The organism is Isoptericola luteus (assembly GCF_020297055.1).
In the GTDB taxonomy this organism is placed as follows: domain Bacteria; phylum Actinomycetota; class Actinomycetes; order Actinomycetales; family Cellulomonadaceae; genus Isoptericola; species Isoptericola luteus.
Genome location: NZ_JAIXCQ010000017.1, coordinates 1 through 16,642, shown reverse-complemented (window position 1 = coordinate 16,642; position 16,642 = coordinate 1). Strand labels below are relative to the sequence as shown.

Genomic DNA, 16,642 nt, shown 5'->3' with positions numbered 1-16,642 from the left:
CACCAACACTTCCGGCACGTCCTCGCAAGCCGGGTGCACGAATGTGCAGAACGTGCGACCGTGGGTCGATGACGTCAGAGCGGGAACGCGAGGTGGTCATGGCCGCGACCATGTACTACCTGCAGGACATGAAGATGGAGACCATCGCCCGGCACCTGCGCACCTCGCGGTCGACGGTGTCGCGGTTGCTCAAGCGCGCGCGCGACACCGGCGTGGTGGAGATCACGTTGCGCCCCGGGCACTCCCGCGCCCCCGGTCTCGGGCAGGAGATCACCGATCGTCACGGCATCGACGCCTACGTCGTCCCCGTCCCGGACTCCGCCGGGGACCCGGAGCGGCTCGAGCAGGTGGCGATCACCACCGCGCGGCTCCTGGCCCGGTGGTTCGACTCCGACATGGTGCTCGGCATCGCCTGGGGAACCACCCTGGCCGCCATCTCCCGGCACCTGCCGCACAAGCCCACGCGGGGGTGTGCCGTCGTGCAGCTCAACGGCGCCGCGAACACCCGCACGTCGGGCGTCAGCTATGCAGGTGACCTGATCACGGGCTTCGGGACGGCCTTTGACGCGCACGTCCACCACTTCCCCGTGCCGGCGTTCTTCGACTACGCGGAGACGCGCGAGGCCATGTGGCGCGAGCGGTCCGTGCGGCGCGTCCTGGACTTCCAGGCGCGTACCGACATCGCGCTGTTCTCCGTCGGCGCGCTGACCGGCGGGGTGCCGTCGCACGTGTACTCCGCGGGGTACCTCGAGCGCGAGGACGTCGAGCTGCTCGACGCCGAGGGCGTCGTCGGCGACGTGTGCACCGTGTTCCTGCGCCCGGACGGGACCTACCGCGACATCCCGCTCAACGCCCGGGCGACGGGCCCGTCGCCGGCCGAGCTGCGCCGCATCCCCCGCCGGCTCTGCGCCGTCGCCGGCGACAACAAGGTCGGACCGCTGCGGGCTGCGCTGGCGGCGGGCGTGGTCACGGACCTCGTCGTCGACGAGGTGACCGCGGCACGCCTCGTCGAGGGCTGAACGTCCGTGCACACGAGACGCCCGGGCCGGGCGCGGGCGCCGAAAGTACAGTGTCGACGTGCCTGAGACCGCCGCGTCGTCGTTCGCCCTGCGCCCCGCCAGGCCCGCCGACATGCGTGCGGTCCGCGGGCTCGTCGAGCCGTACGCGCAGCGCCGCATCCTCCTGGCCAAGGAGATGGTGGGCTACTACGAGGCAGTCCAGGAGTTCGTCGTCGCCGAGTCGGGCGACGGTGCCGGGAACGCCGAGGGCGCCGCGGACGACTCGGGCGGCACCGTGATCGGCTGCGGGGCGCTGCACGTCATGTGGGACGACCTCGCCGAGGTGCGCACCCTCGCCGTCGACGCCGCCTGGCGCGGTCGACGTGTCGGGCACGCCCTGCTGGACGCCCTGGTCGAGCGGGCGGCGTCGCTCGGGCTGAGCCGGGTGTTCTGCCTGACGTTCGAGGTGGCGTTCTTCGAGGCGCACGGCTTCCGCGAGATCGATGGCACGCCCGTCACCGGCGAGGTGTACGCCGAGCTGCTGAGGTCGCACGACGACGGCGTCGCGGAGTTCCTCGACCTGGCGCGCGTCAAGCCGAACACCCTGGGCAACACGCGGATGCTCCTGGAGCTCTGACTTCCGGGGTGTTGTGAGCGGGATTTTGGCCCGGTGGCGCGCCCGAAACCGGGCCAAGATCCCGCTCACAACACCCTGCCGGCGTCCGGCGTCAGGGGGTGGGGAAGCGGTAGCAGCCGGCGTCGTCCTGCTCGACGAGCCCGTCCTCGATGAGCCCCGCGAGGCACCGGTCGACCTGGGCGGGGTCCGGGCCCGAGTCGGCGAGCAGCGCGCGCGCCACGGGTTCGTCCGCGACGCGCAGGGCCGCCATGACGCGGCCACGCACCTGCCGGTCCGTGCCGTGCCAGGCCTGCGTGCGCCGCCGGTGGGCGAGCTCGTCCGGGGGGTGACCGGTCGCCCGCCAGGCGCAGAGGTCCGCCACCGGGCAGGCGTGGCAGCGCGGCGCACGCGCGGTGCACACCAGCGCGCCGAGCTCCATCGACGCGGCGGCCCAGCGGGCGGCGGCCCCGTCGTCGTCGGGCACGACGGCGGTGGCCAGGTCGCGCTCGGCCGCGGTGGGCGACGGTGCGGCGAGCGCCGTGCCTGCCAGGGTGCGGGCGAGCACGCGGCGCACGTTGGTGTCGACCACCACCGATCGGCGGCCGAACGCGAACGCGCGCACGGCGGCGGCCGTGTACTCCCCGATGCCCGGCAGGGCACGCAGCGCGGCCTCGTCGTCGGGGACGGCGCCGTCATGCCGCTCGACGATGGCGCCCGCACACTGGTGCAGGCGCAACGCGCGCCGGGGGTAGCCGAGGCGGCCCCAGGCGCGCAGCACCTCCGCCGCAGGGGCCGCGGCCAGGTCCGACGGCGTCGGCCAGCGCCGCAGCCACTCCCGCCAGACCGGCTCCACACGCACCACCGGCGTCTGCTGCAGCATGACCTCGCTGACGAGCACGCCCCACGGCGTGCAGTCGGTGCGGCGCCAGGGCAGGTCGCGCGCGGCGTCGTCGAACCAGGCGGTGACGCGGCCGACCATCTCGTCCCGGACCGCGGCGTCGCGCGCGGCGAGGGCGGGGGAGGCATGGGGGGCGGCTCGGGTCACGGTCGTCCATTGTGGCCCACCCGTACGTCCCGAGTTGTCAGGCCCACGTGCACGTTCCTGTGGTCCTGGTCCTGACAGGTCGGAGCGCCGGCGAGCTGTCAGGTTCACGTCCACAGGAACGTGCACCTGAACCTGACAAGTGGTGGGCGGGTGGTTCTGGGGACGACGGCGGCGCGGCTCCGTGGTGCGTCGGACCGCGCGTCGTACGGTGGCGCCGGCACGGTTCGAAGACGGAGGGGTGGCCCTGTGGCACCTGCGGACGACAGGCGTCGAGGCTCAGGCACCTCGCGCGGGGCTGCGGCGCGCTCGGGGTCCGGCGCCGCACGCGGTGCGGGCGCCCCGCGGCGGTCCGGTTCCGCCGGTGGCCGCGCCGGTGGCCGCGCCGGCGGCTCCGCGTCGTCGAGCACCCGGGGTGGCGCGAAGTCCTCGACATCGTCGGGCGCCGGGAAGTCGGCGTCGTCGAAGTCGGCGTCGTCCAAGGCCTCCCCGACGTCTGGGCGCACCGCGTCGGCCGGTGCGCGGTCCGGGGCCGGTCGGGGCGGCGCGTCGAAGGGCGCGTCGAAGGGCACGGCGAAGTCCGGGGCCACGAAGTCCGGGGCCACGAAGTCCGGGGCCACGAAGTCCGGGGCCACGAAGTCCGGGGCCACGAGGTCCGGAGCGGCGAGGTCTGGTGCCGGCCGCTCCGGGTCGGGCCGGACGACGGCGCAGCGGTCCGGGTCGTCGCGGCAGAACGCCTCGGGCGGGCAGCGGTCCGGGTCGGCCCGGTCGTCGGGGAGCACCCGGGGCCGGGGCCGCACGTCGGTCTCGACGAACGGCCTGGTGGCGCCCACCACGGCCCGTCGGGCTCCGTCGCGCACCGCCACGCCGCGAGGCCGCCGCCCGGCCGGGCGCCCCCAGACCGACCGCTACAGCCGGAACCGGGTGGTCGGATCGCTCGCGGTCGTCGCCCTGCTGTGCGGCGTGGGGGTCGTCGGCGGCTACGGGATCGGGCGCGGTCTCGACGCGGTACAGGCGATGCTGCCGGGCGCGAACCCCGGGCTGCCGGCCGACAAGGAGGCACCGCCCGAGCCGATCGACCTCACCGGCCCCGCTACGACGTGCCGGTCCGACGCCCTCGACCTCGCGGTGTCGCCGAGCAGCACGACGATCACGGTGGGTGACCCCCTGGTGTTCTCGGTGCGGGTCACGAACGCGGGCCGGGTGCCCTGCCTGTTCGACGGCTCCGACACGAGCCGCACCGTCACCGTGACCGGCCCTTCGAGCAAGGACCGGGTGTGGTCCTCCGGCGACTGCGCCGACGACGGCGAGAAGCTGCTCCTGCTCGGCGCGGAGCATGTCGCGTCGCGCGACCTGCGGTGGAGCTCGGCCCGCTCGGCGCCCGGATGCGCGAAGGACTCGGCGGCGCTGGAGCCTGGCACGTACCAGGTGCGGGCGACGCTCGGCGACGTCGACGGTGCGACGAGCGCGGCGGTCAGCTTCACCGTCCTCGCGCCGGAGCCGACCGGCGAGCCGTCCGCCGAGGCCGGCGACAAGAAGTCCGAGGACGCGGCCACGGACGAGGAGTCGGCGGACAAGGAGTCGGCAGGCAAGGACGACGGCGACGAGCAGGCGGCCGACGTGACGAAGAAGACCGACGAGAAGGCAGAGAAGGACGGCGACGACGAGGGCTGATCCCCCCGCGGTGCCGCGGCCGGTTGCCACCGTCAGGGACGAGCCGCATGGCTCGGGCTGTCGTGCCCGCAGGGCGCCTGACCTCGCCGGCCCGCATCTGATCGGGCGCCATGAGCGATCAGACGTGCCGGCCGATCAGATGTGCCGGCCGATCAGACGTAGCGCTCGAGAATGCTGGACTCCGCCAGCCGGGACAGCCCTTCGCGCACGGCGCGCGCCCGCTGCTCGCCCACGCCGTCGACGGCCATGAGGTCGTCCACGCTGGCGGCGAGCAGCTTCTGCAGCCCTCCGAAGTGCCCGACGAGCCGGTCGATGATGGCGCCGGGCAGGCGGGGGACCTTGGACAGCAGCCGGTAGCCGTGCGGGGCGACCGCGGCGTCGAGCGCCACGCCCCCGCCGGGGAGCTCGAGCACGCGGCCGATCTGGCCGAGGTCGAGGAGCTGGCCGGAGTCGAGCGCCGCGAGGTCGTCCTGGACACCGAGCAGGGAACGTCCGGCCCGCTCGAGCTCGACGTAGTCGCGGACCACGAAGTCGCGGTCCGCGCCGATGCCGCCGATGAGCTCGTCGAGCTGCAGGGCGAGGAGGCGACCGTCGGCGCCGAGCTCGACGACGTAGCCGTCGATCTCCTCGGAGATGCGGCGGACCATCTCGAGGCGCTGCACGACGGAGCACACGTCGCGGACGGTGACCAGGTCCTCGATCTCGAGCGCGGAGAGGGTGCCGGACACCTCGTCGAGGCGCGACCGGTAGCGCTCGAGGGTGGCGAGCGCCTGGTTGGCGCGGCCGAGGATCGTGTCCGGGTCCTCCAGCACGTGCCGGGCGCTGCCGACATAGATCGCGACGATCCGCATCGACTGGCTCACCGACACCACGGGCAGGCCCGTCTGCTTGGCGACGCGCTCGGCGGTGCGGTGCCGGGTTCCGGACTCGCTCGTCTCGATCGACGGGTCGGGCAGGAGCTGGACGGCGGCGCGGCGGATGCGCGTCGCGTCGCGGTCGAGCACGACCGCGCCGTCCATCTTGGACAGCTCGCGCAGGCGGGTGGCGGAGAACTCGACGTCGAGCTCGAAGCCGCCCGAGCACAGCTCTTCGACGGTGCGGTCGAGACCGAGGACGATGAGCGCGCCGGTGCGGCCTCGCAGGATTCGCTCGAGGCCGTCGCGCAGCTCCGTTCCGGGCGCGACAGCGGCGAGCGTCTCCCGCAGGAGGGCGTCGGGATGCGCGGAGGAGGGACCCACGATGCGAATCCTACGACGTGGGGCCGCGCTCGCCGTGGACTTGTCCACGGCCGTGTCGGCCCTCCTCGGCGACCCCGGCGAGCTGGACGGCCTCGGCGAGGTGCCGAGCCTCCAGGAGCTGCATGCCGGGAGGGGCGGTCAGGGCGGCGCCGGCGGGGACGACGGCGCGCAGGAAACCGAGCCGGGCGGCCTCCCCGACCCGGCGTTCGAGCCCTGTCACGGGCCTGATGTCCCCGGCGAGGCCCACCTCCCCGAGCGCGACGGTGCCGGTGGGCAGCGGCTCGCCGGTGCGCGCGGACACGATCGCGAGCGCGGTGGCGAGGTCGGCAGCGGGCTCGGTCACGCGGGCGCCGCCGATGGTGGACACGTAGACGTCCTGGTCGGCGAGCCGCAGCCCGCCGTGCCGGTGCAGGACGGCGAGGATCATCGCGAGCCGGGAGGACTCCAGCCCGCTGGTGGTGCGTCGCGGGTTCGCCAGCGGCGACGGCGCGACGAGCGACTGGATCTCGAGGGCCAGCGGCCGCCGGCCCTCGAGGGTGACGGTGACGCAGGTGCCCGGCACGCCCGCCCCGAGGTGGGACAGGAACAGCCCGCTGGGGTCGCTCAGCCCGACGATCCCCGCCTCGGAGAGGTCGAAGCAGCCGACCTCGTCCGTCGGGCCGTACCGGTTCTTCACGGCGCGGACCATGCGCAGGCGCGAGTGGCGGTCGCCCTCGAACTGGCACACGACGTCGACCAGGTGCTCGAGCGTGCGCGGCCCGGCGACGGTGCCGTCCTTGGTCACGTGGCCGACGAGGAGCACGGGGACCTGCCGGCTCTTCGCCACGGCGATGAGCGCCGCGGCGACCTCGCGGACCTGGCTCACGCCGCCGGGGGCGCCGTCCACCTCGCCCGAGGCGATCGTCTGCACGGAGTCCACGACGAGCAGGTCGGGCTCCGTCACGTCGATATGGCCGAGCACCGTGCCGAGGTCCGTCTCCGCGGCGAGCATCAGGGTCGGTGCCAGGGCGCCGACGCGCTCGGCCCGCAGGCGCACCTGGCCCGCGGACTCCTCGCCTGTCACATACAGCACGGTCCGGTCGTCCCGGCCGTCGACGCCGCGCGCGTACGCCGACGCGACCTCCAGCAGCAGGGTGGACTTGCCGACGCCCGGCTCCCCGGCGAGGAGCACGACCGCACCCGGCACCAGGCCGCCGCCGAGGACCCGGTCGAGCTCGTCCACCCCGGTGGGTGCCGCCTGCGCCGCCGCGACGTCGATGTCGCCGATGGGTCGGGCGGGTTCCCGGGACGGGTTCACGGCCACCGTGCGCGGGCCGGTCTGCGCCGGTCCTTCGTCGGTGACGGTGCCCCACGCCTGGCACTCCCCGCAGCGGCCCACCCACTTGGCGGTGGTCCACCCGCACTCGGTGCAGCGGTAGGCGGGGCGGGCCCGGGAGGCGCGGGCTGCGGTGGAGGTGCTCACGTCGACACACGCTAGGCGGCGCCACCGACAGCGCCGCCCGACGCCCTAGGCTGCCTTGCAGGCACGGTGCTCCCGCGCCCGTCCGGACCTGTCCGACCACGAGGAGAGACCCATGAGCGACGCCCGCACGAGCGGCCGGAGCGGCACGGGGAGAGGGTCGCCCCGCCCGTCGCCCGAGGTCATCCGCCGTCGCCGCCTCGCGGTCGGTGCGCTCGCCGGCGGACTCGTGGTGGTCGTCGCCCTGCTCACGGCGTTCGTCTGGCCAGGGTTCGCGCAGACCCCGGAGCCGGAACCCGCCGTGACGGTCACTGCGGCGGCCCCCACACCGACGACGTCCCCGAGCGCGCTCCCGAAGGACGCCACGACGTTCCTGCAGGCGATGCCGGGCACCGTCCTCCAGCTCGCCCTGGCGGGCGCGACCCCCCACGACGAGTGGGTCGACGGCGCCGACGCGGTCGAGGCCTGGTCCGTGACGTACGCCGAGGGCGACGCCGCGGACGCTGCGAAGGTGGACGTCCTCGCCGGGCAGTGGGAGGACGGCGACGCCGCGACGCGGGCGTACGGCGCGCTCGTCAAGGCCGCGGGCACGCCGTCGGACGAGGGCGAGGTGCTGGTCGGGACCGAGACCGCCGGGGCGTACGTGGTGACGCCCGGTTCCACGACGGGCACCGCCGTCGTGACATGGCGCAACGGCACCGCCGTCCTCCAGGCCACCGGCCCGGCGGACCTCGTCGAGCGCTTCTACTCCGCCTTCCCGCTGTAGCGGGGCGGGGTCGCGGCGACGGTCCGCGGTCGGCGTCGTCCGTGCGCGGGGACGTACGGTGGTCCCCGTGAACGAGCAGACGGACGGGCAGGCCGACGCCCAGGTGAGCGGCGTGACGGTGGCGTTCCTGGGCACCGGGAACATGAACGAGGCCGTGCTGGCCGGGGCGCTCGCCTCCGGGGTCGCGCCGCGGGACGTCGTGGCCACGACGCGCCGGCCCGAGCGGGCCGCGGCGCTGGCCGAGCGCTACGGTGTGCGCACGACGGCGGACAACACGGCCGCCGTCCACGGCGCGCACGTGGTCGTCGTCGGGGTCAAGCCCAAGGACGTCGGCGCGATGCTCGCCGAGGTCGGCGGTGCGCTCGACGACGGCGCGGTCGTCGTGAGCGTCGCCGCAGGCCTGCCGCTGGCGTTCCTCGAGGCCCGGCTCCCGGCCGGCACGCGCGTGGTGCGCGCCATGCCGAACACTCCCGCGCTGGTGGGCGCCGGCGTGACCGCCGTCGTCGGCGGCGCGGCCACGGACGACGCCGACGTCGCGCTCGTCGAGCGGATCCTGGCCGGCTCGGGGCACGTGTTCCGGGTCGCGGAGAAGGACATGGACGCGTTCGGGGCGCTCGCCGGGTCGGGGCCGGCGTACGTGTTCTACGTGGTCGACGCGATGGCGGAGGCCGGCGTCCTGCTGGGGCTGACCCGCGACGTCGCGCGCCACCTCGCCGTGGAGACGGTGCTGGGCTCGGCGAAGCTGCTCGACGAGACGGGCGAGCACCCCGTGGTGCTGCGCGAGAAGGTCTCCTCGCCCGGGGGCACGACGGTCGCCGCCCTGCGCAGGCTCGACGACGGCGGCGTGCGGGCGGCGTTCCTCGACGCTCTCGAGGCGGCGCGGGACCGGTCGCGAGAGCTGGCCGCCGAGCTCGGCTGATCGGCTCGGCTGATCGGCTCGGCTGATCCAGGTGCGGCCTGCGGGCTGCTGGCACGATGGGGCCGTGCCCCGAACGACAGCCCCGTCGCCTCGCCGTGGTCGCCGCCCCGCGGGGCAGGACACGCGCGAGCAGGTGCTGGCCGCCGCCCGCGCCGAGTTCTCGGACCGCGGGTACGAGGCGGTGTCGGTCCGCGGGGTCGCGCGGCGTGCCGGGGTGGACCCGGGCACGGTCCGGCACTGGTTCGGCGACAAGACGCAGCTGTTCACCGCGTCGCTCGGCCTGGCCGACGTCAACCCGTCCGCCCTCGTCCGGACGGTCGTCGAGGGCCCTGTCGAGGGCCTGGGGGAGCGGCTGGTGCGCGCGGTCCTCGAGATGTGGGACCAGGACGGGGGCGACACCGTGCGGCTGGTCGTGCCGGCCGTGATGGCAGACCCGGCCCTGCGCGGGCTGCTGCCGCAGTTCCTCGGGGCGGAGGTGCTCGGCCCGATGGTCCGGCTGCTCGAGGTCTCGGACGCGCGGCTGCGCTCGTCGCTCGTGGCCTCGCAGGTCGCGGGCGTGCTGATGACGCGGTTCCTCGTGCCGATCGACCCGCTGGCGTCGCTGGAGCCCGCGCGGGTGGCGGTGCTCGTCGGCCCCACGCTGCAGCGCTACCTCACCGGGGAGCTGCCGGGCTGATCGGCCGCGGGGTCTTGTGCACGGGCGCTCGCGAGGAGCAGAATTCACCGCATGGTGAATAACGACGTCGCGGTCCGGGTCCGCGGGCTCCGGGTCGAGCGCGGCGGCCGACCGGTCATCGACGGGCTGGACGTCGTGGTGCCCGCCGGGCAGGTGGTGGGCCTGCTCGGCCCCTCAGGGTCCGGCAAGACGACGCTGCTGCGGGCCGTCGTCGGCGTCCAGGCCGCGGTGACCGGAGACGTGACCGTGCTGGGCGAGCCGGCCGGCGCCGCCGGGCTGCGCCACCGCGTCGGGTACGTGACCCAGGCGGCGTCGGTGTACACGGACCTCACGGTGGTCCAGAACCTGCGCTACTTCGCACGCCTCGCCGGGCTCCCCGGTGCCGGGGCGGAGGCGGCGGTGCGCCGTGCCGTCGAGGCCGTCGACCTGGGCGGGCACGAGAAGCAGCGGGTCGGCACGCTCTCCGGCGGGGAGCTGTCCCGGGTGTCCCTGGCGGCGGCGCTGGTCGGCGACCCGGAGCTGCTGGTCCTCGACGAGCCCACCGTCGGGCTGGACCCCGTGCTGCGGCGAGACCTGTGGAACATGTTCCGGCGCCTCGCCGCCGACGGGCGCACGCTGCTGGTCTCCAGCCACGTCATGGACGAAGCCACGCGGTGCGACCGGCTGCTGCTGCTCCGCGAGGGCACGCTCCTGGCGGACACCACGCCCTCCGAGCTCCTCGAGTCCACCGGGGCCCCGGACGCCGAGCGCGCGTTCCTGACGCTCATCGAGCAGCGCGAGGCACCGACGACCAGCGAGGAGGGGACCCGATGACGCTCACCCTGACCACCGCGAGCCGCGTCCTGGCCCAGCTCCGGTTCGACCGCCGCACCGTCGTCCTCATCATCGGGCTGCCCTGCCTGCTGCTCGGGCTGCTCGCATGGATGTTCGACGGCACGGGAGTGCTCGACCAGTTCGGCCCCATGCTCGTGGGCCTCTTCCCGCTCATCGTCATGTTCCTCGTCACGAGCGTCGCCACGCTGCGCGAGCGGCAGTCCGGGACGCTCGAGCGGCTCATGACGACCCCGCTGCGCAAGGCCGACTTCGTGGCCGGCTACGCCCTGGCGTTCGCCGGGCTGGCGCTCGTGCAGTCCCTGGTCGTCGTGGGCTTCGCGCTCGCCGTCGGCATGAACGTGCTCGGGCCGCTGTGGCTCGTCGTGGTGGTGGCCATGCTCGACGCCGTCCTCGGCTGCTGCCTGGGCCTGGCAGCGTCCGCGCTGGCCCGCAGCGAGTTCCAGGCCGTGCAGATGATGCCGGCCATCATCTTCCCGCAGCTCATCACCTGCGGCCTGCTCATGCCGCGCGACCAGATGCCGCAGGTCCTCGAGTGGCTCTCGCGGGTGTTCCCGCTGACCTACGCCATCGAGGCGATGCAGGACCTGTCCGCCGGGGCCGAGTGGGCCGACGTCTCCGGCGCCGTCGGCGTCATCGTCCTGTTCATCGTCGGCGCCGTCGTGCTGGGGGTCGCCACCCTGCGGCGTCGTACCGCGTGAGCCGGCCGCCGGACGGGCGGGCGATCACGGCCGCGCGGAGAACCGCTCGAGCAGGTCGGCGTGGCCCGAGCACACCAGGAGGTCGTTGGCGCTCACACGGGTCTCCGGCGTCGCGTAGAGGAACTCGACGCCGGGCGACTTCACGCCGATGACGGTCACGCCGTACTTCTTGCGGACGTCCGACTGCGCGAGCGTGAAACCCTGCATCTCCTTCGGCGGGCGCATCTTGACGATGGTGAACCCGTCCTCGACCTCGATGTAGTCGAGCATCTTGCCGCTGACGAGATGCGCGACCCGCGAGCCGGCGTCGGACTCCGGGAACACCACGTGGTGCGCGCCGATGCGCGTGAGGATGCGCCCGTGCTCCGCCGAGACCGCCTTCGCCCAGATCTGCGGGGTGCCCATGTCCACGAGGTTGCCCGTGATGAGCACGGACGCCTCGAGCTGGGTACCGACGCCCACGACGGCGACGCCGAAGTCCCGAGCCCCGAGCTGCTCCAGGGCCTCCGGGTTCGACGCGTCCGCCTCGACCAGCGGCAGCCGGCCAGACCACTGCGCCACCAGGCGCTGGTCCCGCTCGACGGCGAGGACGTCCTGACCGAGCCGGTCCAGCGTCGCGGCGATCGCCGACCCGAACCGTCCCAGCCCGATGACGAGGACACCGGCGTCCCGCTCGCGCTCGCGGGGCTTCTTCTCGGGCACGTGGTCTCCTCGTCGGTCCGGTGAGGGCAGGGGTGAGGCTGCGGTTCTGCTCCGGGCGAGTGCCTCGTTCCTCGGCCCTCACCCTTCGCGGCACCTCCGCCTCACCCGATGATCGGGCGTTCCTCCGGGAAGCGTACGATGCGCCGCCGGTCGCGCAGCGCGAGCGCGCCCAGCACGGAGATGACGCCGACGCGGCCGACGAACATCAGCCCGCAGAGCCAGAGCTTCGCGGCGTCGGGCAGGCTCGCCGTGATGCCGGTGGACAGACCCACGGTCGCGTAGGCGGAGATCGCCTCGAACAGCACCTCGGACAGGGAGTACGGCGTCAGGCGCAGCAGCGCGAGACACGTGACGAGCACCGCCGTCGCACCCATGAAGACGACCGCGATGGACAGCCGCAGCGTGTCGCGGGGGATGCGGCGGCCGAACGCGTCGGTGTCCTTGTCGCCGCGGGCCTCCGAGAGGATGGCGAGCAGCATGACGGCGAGGGTCGTGACCTTGATGCCGCCCGCGGTGGACGCCGAGCCGCCGCCCACGAACATCAGCGCGTCGGTCGCGAGCCACGTCTCCTGGTGCAGCCGGCTGGTGTCGACGCTGGAGAAGCCACCGGACCGGGGCATCACGGAGGCGACGATCGACGACAGGACGCGGGTCGCGCCGTCCTGCGAGCCGAACGTGGCCGGGTTGTTCCACTCCAGCGCGCCGATGAGCACCGCGCCGCCGACCAGCAGCGCGAGGCTGGTGGTCACCGTGAGCTTGGTGTGCAGCGACAGGGAGCGGATCCAGTGGTGGCGTCGCCGCCGGTGGGTGATGACGTTGAGGATCACCGGGAAGCCGAGCGAGCCGATGAACACGCCGAGGCAGATCGGCAGCAGCACCAGCCAGTCGGACGCGAACGGGAGCAGTCCGTCGGCGGTCGGCACGAACCCGGCGTTGTTGAACGACGACACCGCGTAGAACAGGGCGTGCCAGGCGGCCATCCCCGCGGAGTCGCCCAGCGCGAGCAGTCGGGGGAACAGCAGCAGCGCGATCACGAGCTCGATCGACGTCGCCGTGATGATGATGGTGCGCAGCAGGGCACCGACCTCGCCGAGCCGCTCCGTCTTCGTCTCCGAGGCGGTGAGCAGCTTCTGCGTGAGGCCGAGCCGCCGTGACACCGCCAGTCCGAGCAGCGACGCCAGCGTCATCACGCCGAGCCCGCCGACCTTGATCCCGACGAGGATGACGACGTGCCCGTACTCGGACCAGTACGTCGCCGTGTCGTGCACGACCAGGCCGGTGACGCACACGGCGGACGTCGCGGTGAAGAGGGCGTCGACGGCGGGCGCGCCCTGGCCCGACGTCGTCGCCCACGGGGGCAGCAGCAGGAGCCAGACCAGGGTGATGACGGCGGCGAACACCGTCATCGCCAGCCGCGCGGGGTACTCGCGGGCGGCCTGGTCGACCCAGCCGCGTAGCGCCAGCATGCGACGGCCCCACGTCCTCTTCACACCGTCCCCTCTCCGCCCGGTCCCGTGCTGCGCAGTCCGTCGCGCGGCGCGTCTCGCCGACGATCCGCGCGGCCCAAGCCTGCCACGCCGTGGGCTACGGTGACGGGATGCGCGTCGCCCGGCTGCTGTGGAGCCCTGAGCTGCTGCGCTACGACTTCGGCCCCGGGCACCCGATGGCGCCCACCCGGCTCGACCTGACGATGCGCCTGGTCCGCGAGCTGGGTCTGCTCGAAGAGCCCACCCTCGAGGTCGCCGACGTCGCCCCCGCACCCGACGCCGTCGTGCAGACGGTGCACGACGCCGAGTACGTCGCCGCCGTGCGGCGCGCGGCGGCCACGGGGCAGCCCGACCCGCTGCGCGGCCTCGGCACGGAGGACGACCCGGTCTTCGCCGGGATGCACGAGGCGGGGGCGCGCATCGTGGCCGCGTCCGTGGATGCCGCCGAGGCCGTGTGGTCAGGGCGCGTCGTCCACGGGGTGAACGTCGCCGGCGGCATGCATCACGCGCGGCGAGGGTCGGCGTCGGGCTTCTGCATCTACAACGACGCCGCGGCGGCCGTGCAGCGGCTCCTGGACCTGGGGGCGGAACGGGTCGCGTACGTCGACCTCGACGCGCACCACGGGGACGGCGTCGAGTCGATCTTCTGGGACGACCCGCGCGTGCTCACCTTCTCGGTGCACCAGGACGGGCACACCCTCTTCCCGGGCACGGGCAACCCCGCGGACACGGGCGGCACGGCGGCCCACGGGACGGCGGTGAACGTCGCCCTGCCGCCGCGCACGGACGGTGCCCGCTGGCTGCGGGCCGTGAACGCCGTGCTCCCGGCGGTCCTCCGGGAGTTCGACCCCCAGGTGATCGTGTCGCAGCACGGTTGTGACGCGCACGGCAACGACCCGCTGACCGACCTGAACGTCGGCGTCGACGCGCAGCGCACCGCGGCCCGCTGGGTGCACGACCTCGCCCACGAGGTCGCCGACGGGCGCTGGGTGGCGCTCGGCGGGGGCGGGTACGCCGTGGTCGACGTCGTCCCGCTGGTGTGGGCGAGCCTCGTGGCGGAGGCCGCGCACGTGCCGCTACCCGCCGGGATCGTCCTGCCCGAGCACTGGCGCCGGGACGTCGAGGAGATGTCGGGACTCGACCCGGCCGAGCGGCTGGGGGGACGGGACGTCGCCTGGCGGCCCTGGTCCGAGGGCTACGACCCCGCCGACGACGTGGACCGCGCCGTCCTCGCCACCCGCAAGCACGTGTTCCCCACCTGGGGGCTCGACCCCTACCGCGACTAGCGGCAGACGCCCCGGGGCCCACCTGGGCGGCGCCCCCGGCACCGGAGTTCGGGGTACGAGCGTGGATCGGGTACCCTGGAGGACGGACTTTCCGTGTTGGTCGGCTGCACCTGCTCACAGGCTCGTGGGACCAACCGTTCCACCATCCGACCAGCATTGTGAGGACCTCATGGGCTCCGTCATCAAGAAGCGCCGTAAGCGCATGGCGAAGAAGAAGCACCGCAAGCTGCTTCGCAAGACGCGTCACCAGCGTCGTAACAAGAAGTGATCTCGCGCCCGCCTCGCGGCGGGCCGCGCGTCCCGAGCCCGGACCCTCACTGCGGGGGTGCCGGGCTCGTTGCGTTCTGCCAGGCGCGGCCGGGTCAGCCGCGCAGGCGCTTCTGGACGGCGCGCAGCACCAGGCCGGCGACCCAGGCGGCGCCGGCCCACGAGGCCGTGCGGACGCCGCGGCGGGCGGCGCGCTGCCGCCGTCCGCGGAACTCGCGGATGGGCCAGCCGACGTCCTTCGCGTGCCGGCGCAGGCGCACGTCCGGGTTGATGGGGCACGGGTTGCCGACGGACCGCATCATGGGCAGGTCGTTGAGCGAGTCGCCGTAGGCGTACGACGCCTCCAGGTCCAGACCCTCGCGCTCGGCGAGCTCGCGCACGGCGGCACCCTTGGACTCGCCGTGCATGAGGTCCCCGATGAGCCGGCCGGTGTAGTAGCCGCCCGAGTGCTCGGCGATGGTGCCGAGGCAGCCCGTGGCCCCCAGCCGGCGCGCGATGAGCCCGCCGATCTCGACCGGGGTCGCGGTGACGAGCCACACCTGGTCGCCCGCCGCCACGTGGGCGTCGAGGAGACGCTTGGTGCCGGGGAAGATCCGCAGCTCCAGGACGGTGTCGTAGACCTCCTCGCCGACGGCGGTGATCTCGGCGACCGACCGCCCTGCGATGAGTGACAGGGCGCGGTTGCGCACCGACTCGATCTGGGTGCGGGACTCGCCGAAGATCAGGTACTTCGCCTGGATCAGCGCGAACCGGACCAGGTCCGCCGTGCCGAAGAACCGGCGCTGGTACAGGGCGCGGGCCAGGTGGAACGAGCTCGCTCCCCGGATGATCGTGTTGTCGACGTCGAAGAAGGCTGCGGCCCCGGCCGTCGGAGGTGAGGGCTCGGCGGGGGACGGCATACGGTCCACTGTATCGGCGCGGATACGCTGTGCAGGTGAGCAGGCCGCATGGATCCGTCGAACGACCACGGGTCGTCCTGTACACCCGGCCGGGATGCCACCTGTGCGACGATGCGCGGGCGGTCGTGGAGCAGGTGTGCACGGCGGCGGGAGAGCGCTGGCGCGAGGTCGACATCGAGGTCGGTCCGGACGGTGGTGCGCACGGTGCCGGGGGCGGCGGCGATCTGGTGGAGAAGTACGGGGACTACGTGCCCGTCGTCGAGGTGGACGGCGTGCAGCAAGGATTCTGGCGTGTCGACGCGGCGCGCCTGGCGCGGCGGCTTGCCCGGTAGCGGCAAGGAGGGATGGACGTGATCGAGCTCGGTGAGGCGACGGTGCCGGCCGCGACGGTGGCGCGGTTGCCCTATTACCTGCGCGCGCTGCGCGACCTGGTGGACGCGGGGGTGACGACGACGTCGTCCTCGGAGCTGGCGGAACGCTCGGGGGTGGGGTCGGCGCAGCTGCGCAAGGACCTGTCCTATCTGGGGTCCTTCGGCACGCGCGGGGTCGGGTACGACGTGCAGTCCCTGGCGTCGTACGTCGCGGCGGCGCTGGGCCTGGAGTCGGAGCACCGGCTCGCGATCGTCGGCATCGGCAACCTGGGGCACGCGCTGGCGAACTACTCGGGGTACGCGGCCCGCGGCTTCCAGGTGGTCGCCCTGCTGGACGCCGACCCGGGGATCGTCGGCACGACGGCGGCGGGCCTGGCGATCGAGCACGTCGACACCCTCGAGGACGTCCTCGCGCGGACGGGCGTCTCGATGGTGGTGCTGGCCACCCCCGGCCCGGTGGCACAGGGGCTGGCGGAGCGCATCGTCGCCTGCGGGGTGCGCGAGATCCTGTCCTTCGCGCCCGTGGCCCTGCAGCTGCCCGACGACGTCGTCGTCCGGTCCGTGGACGTGGCCGGCGAGCTGCAGATCCTCGCGTTCCACGCGGCCGCCCGCGCCGCGACCAACGGCACGCCGAGATAGAGAAGCCGGACCCGCGAGATCCGGAGGGGACGGTCCGTACCGGCGACGGACCGTCCCCTCCGGATCTCGCG

General features: G+C 74.1%; 19 protein-coding genes. 12 read left to right on the top strand and 7 right to left on the bottom strand.

What is annotated here, in order from left to right; all coding sequences use genetic code 11:
• The first annotated feature begins 68 nt into the window (after positions 1–68).
• Together LEP48_RS17320 and LEP48_RS17315 are read left to right on the top strand one after the other, a co-directional pair.
• Positions 69–1,019: a sugar-binding transcriptional regulator gene (locus LEP48_RS17320; protein ID WP_225566826.1), complete on the top strand. Its 951-nt coding sequence runs from the start codon at positions 69–71 to the stop codon at positions 1,017–1,019.
• Positions 1,020–1,077: 58 nt separating this feature from the next.
• The gene (locus LEP48_RS17315) at positions 1,078–1,635 is read left to right on the top strand and encodes an amino-acid N-acetyltransferase (RefSeq protein ID WP_225566825.1); all 558 of its coding nucleotides are present in this window, start codon (positions 1,078–1,080) and stop codon (positions 1,633–1,635) included.
• A gap of 91 nt (positions 1,636–1,726) precedes the next feature.
• On the opposite strand, the gene LEP48_RS17310 is transcribed toward LEP48_RS17315, so the two are convergent.
• Together LEP48_RS17310 and LEP48_RS17305 are read right to left on the bottom strand one after the other, a co-directional pair.
• Complete coding sequence (locus tag LEP48_RS17310) at positions 1,727–2,593, bottom strand: HhH-GPD family protein (RefSeq protein ID WP_225566886.1); 867 nt, start codon at positions 2,591–2,593, stop codon at positions 1,727–1,729.
• Between the two features lie 170 nt (positions 2,594–2,763).
• Positions 2,764–3,522 (bottom strand): hypothetical protein, encoded by a 759-nt coding sequence (locus LEP48_RS17305; RefSeq protein WP_225566824.1) that lies wholly within the window; start codon positions 3,520–3,522, stop codon positions 2,764–2,766.
• A gap of 58 nt (positions 3,523–3,580) precedes the next feature.
• Between LEP48_RS17305 and LEP48_RS17300 the strand changes: the two genes are divergently transcribed.
• Complete coding sequence (locus LEP48_RS17300) at positions 3,581–4,330, top strand: hypothetical protein (RefSeq protein WP_225566823.1); 750 nt, start codon at positions 3,581–3,583, stop codon at positions 4,328–4,330.
• A 152-nt stretch (positions 4,331–4,482) separates the two neighbouring features.
• On the opposite strand, the gene disA is transcribed toward LEP48_RS17300, so the two are convergent.
• Positions 4,483–5,568 carry a DNA integrity scanning diadenylate cyclase DisA gene (gene disA / locus LEP48_RS17295; RefSeq protein ID WP_225566822.1) on the bottom strand — a complete coding sequence of 362 codons (1,086 nt, stop codon included), beginning with the start codon at positions 5,566–5,568 and terminating at the stop codon, positions 4,483–4,485.
• A gap of 10 nt (positions 5,569–5,578) precedes the next feature.
• Positions 5,579–7,030: a DNA repair protein RadA gene (radA, locus tag LEP48_RS17290; RefSeq protein WP_225566821.1), complete on the bottom strand. Its 1,452-nt coding sequence runs from the start codon at positions 7,028–7,030 to the stop codon at positions 5,579–5,581.
• A 112-nt stretch (positions 7,031–7,142) separates the two neighbouring features.
• Here radA and LEP48_RS17285 point away from each other — a divergent pair, with 112 nt between their 5' ends.
• From LEP48_RS17285 to LEP48_RS17265, 5 genes are all read left to right on the top strand, one after another.
• Entirely contained in the window at positions 7,143–7,793 is a 651-nt protein-coding gene (locus LEP48_RS17285; protein WP_225566820.1) for a hypothetical protein, read from the top strand.
• Between the two features lie 67 nt (positions 7,794–7,860).
• On the top strand, positions 7,861–8,712 hold the full coding sequence (gene proC / locus LEP48_RS17280) for a pyrroline-5-carboxylate reductase (protein ID WP_225566819.1): 852 nt from the start codon (positions 7,861–7,863) through the stop codon (positions 8,710–8,712).
• A 64-nt stretch (positions 8,713–8,776) separates the two neighbouring features.
• Positions 8,777–9,388 carry a TetR/AcrR family transcriptional regulator gene (locus tag LEP48_RS17275; protein WP_225566818.1) on the top strand — a complete coding sequence of 204 codons (612 nt, stop codon included), beginning with the start codon at positions 8,777–8,779 and terminating at the stop codon, positions 9,386–9,388.
• 51 nt (positions 9,389–9,439) lie between these two features.
• A complete protein-coding gene (locus tag LEP48_RS17270; RefSeq protein ID WP_225566817.1) occupies positions 9,440–10,201 on the top strand; it encodes an ABC transporter ATP-binding protein in 762 nt (253 codons plus the stop codon).
• Complete coding sequence (locus LEP48_RS17265; protein WP_225566816.1) at positions 10,198–10,920, top strand: ABC transporter permease; 723 nt, start codon at positions 10,198–10,200, stop codon at positions 10,918–10,920. The genes LEP48_RS17270 and LEP48_RS17265 overlap by 4 nt, the downstream gene beginning before the upstream one ends.
• A gap of 24 nt (positions 10,921–10,944) precedes the next feature.
• Here LEP48_RS17265 and LEP48_RS17260 read toward each other — a convergent pair whose 3' ends face one another.
• On the bottom strand, positions 10,945–11,622 hold the full coding sequence (locus LEP48_RS17260; protein WP_225566815.1) for a potassium channel family protein: 678 nt from the start codon (positions 11,620–11,622) through the stop codon (positions 10,945–10,947).
• 101 nt (positions 11,623–11,723) lie between these two features.
• Positions 11,724–13,088, bottom strand: coding sequence for a TrkH family potassium uptake protein (locus tag LEP48_RS17255; RefSeq protein ID WP_225566885.1), 1,365 nt, complete (start codon positions 13,086–13,088; stop codon positions 11,724–11,726).
• 131 nt (positions 13,089–13,219) lie between these two features.
• Here LEP48_RS17255 and LEP48_RS17250 point away from each other — a divergent pair, with 131 nt between their 5' ends.
• The gene (locus tag LEP48_RS17250) at positions 13,220–14,395 is read left to right on the top strand and encodes an acetoin utilization protein AcuC (protein ID WP_225566814.1); all 1,176 of its coding nucleotides are present in this window, start codon (positions 13,220–13,222) and stop codon (positions 14,393–14,395) included.
• Positions 14,396–14,564: 169 nt separating this feature from the next.
• Positions 14,565–14,663 (top strand): 30S ribosomal protein bS22, encoded by a 99-nt coding sequence (locus LEP48_RS17245; protein ID WP_003792170.1) that lies wholly within the window; start codon positions 14,565–14,567, stop codon positions 14,661–14,663.
• A gap of 94 nt (positions 14,664–14,757) precedes the next feature.
• On the opposite strand, the gene LEP48_RS17240 is transcribed toward LEP48_RS17245, so the two are convergent.
• A complete protein-coding gene (locus LEP48_RS17240; protein WP_225566813.1) occupies positions 14,758–15,561 on the bottom strand; it encodes an HAD family hydrolase in 804 nt (267 codons plus the stop codon).
• A 35-nt stretch (positions 15,562–15,596) separates the two neighbouring features.
• Between LEP48_RS17240 and LEP48_RS17235 the strand changes: the two genes are divergently transcribed.
• Both LEP48_RS17235 and LEP48_RS17230 read left to right on the top strand, forming a co-directional pair.
• On the top strand, positions 15,597–15,893 hold the full coding sequence (locus LEP48_RS17235; protein ID WP_225566812.1) for a glutaredoxin family protein: 297 nt from the start codon (positions 15,597–15,599) through the stop codon (positions 15,891–15,893).
• A gap of 12 nt (positions 15,894–15,905) precedes the next feature.
• Positions 15,906–16,571, top strand: a complete 666-nt coding sequence (locus LEP48_RS17230; RefSeq protein ID WP_255641722.1) for a redox-sensing transcriptional repressor Rex — start codon at positions 15,906–15,908, stop codon at positions 16,569–16,571.
• Positions 16,572–16,642 lie beyond the last annotated feature (71 nt).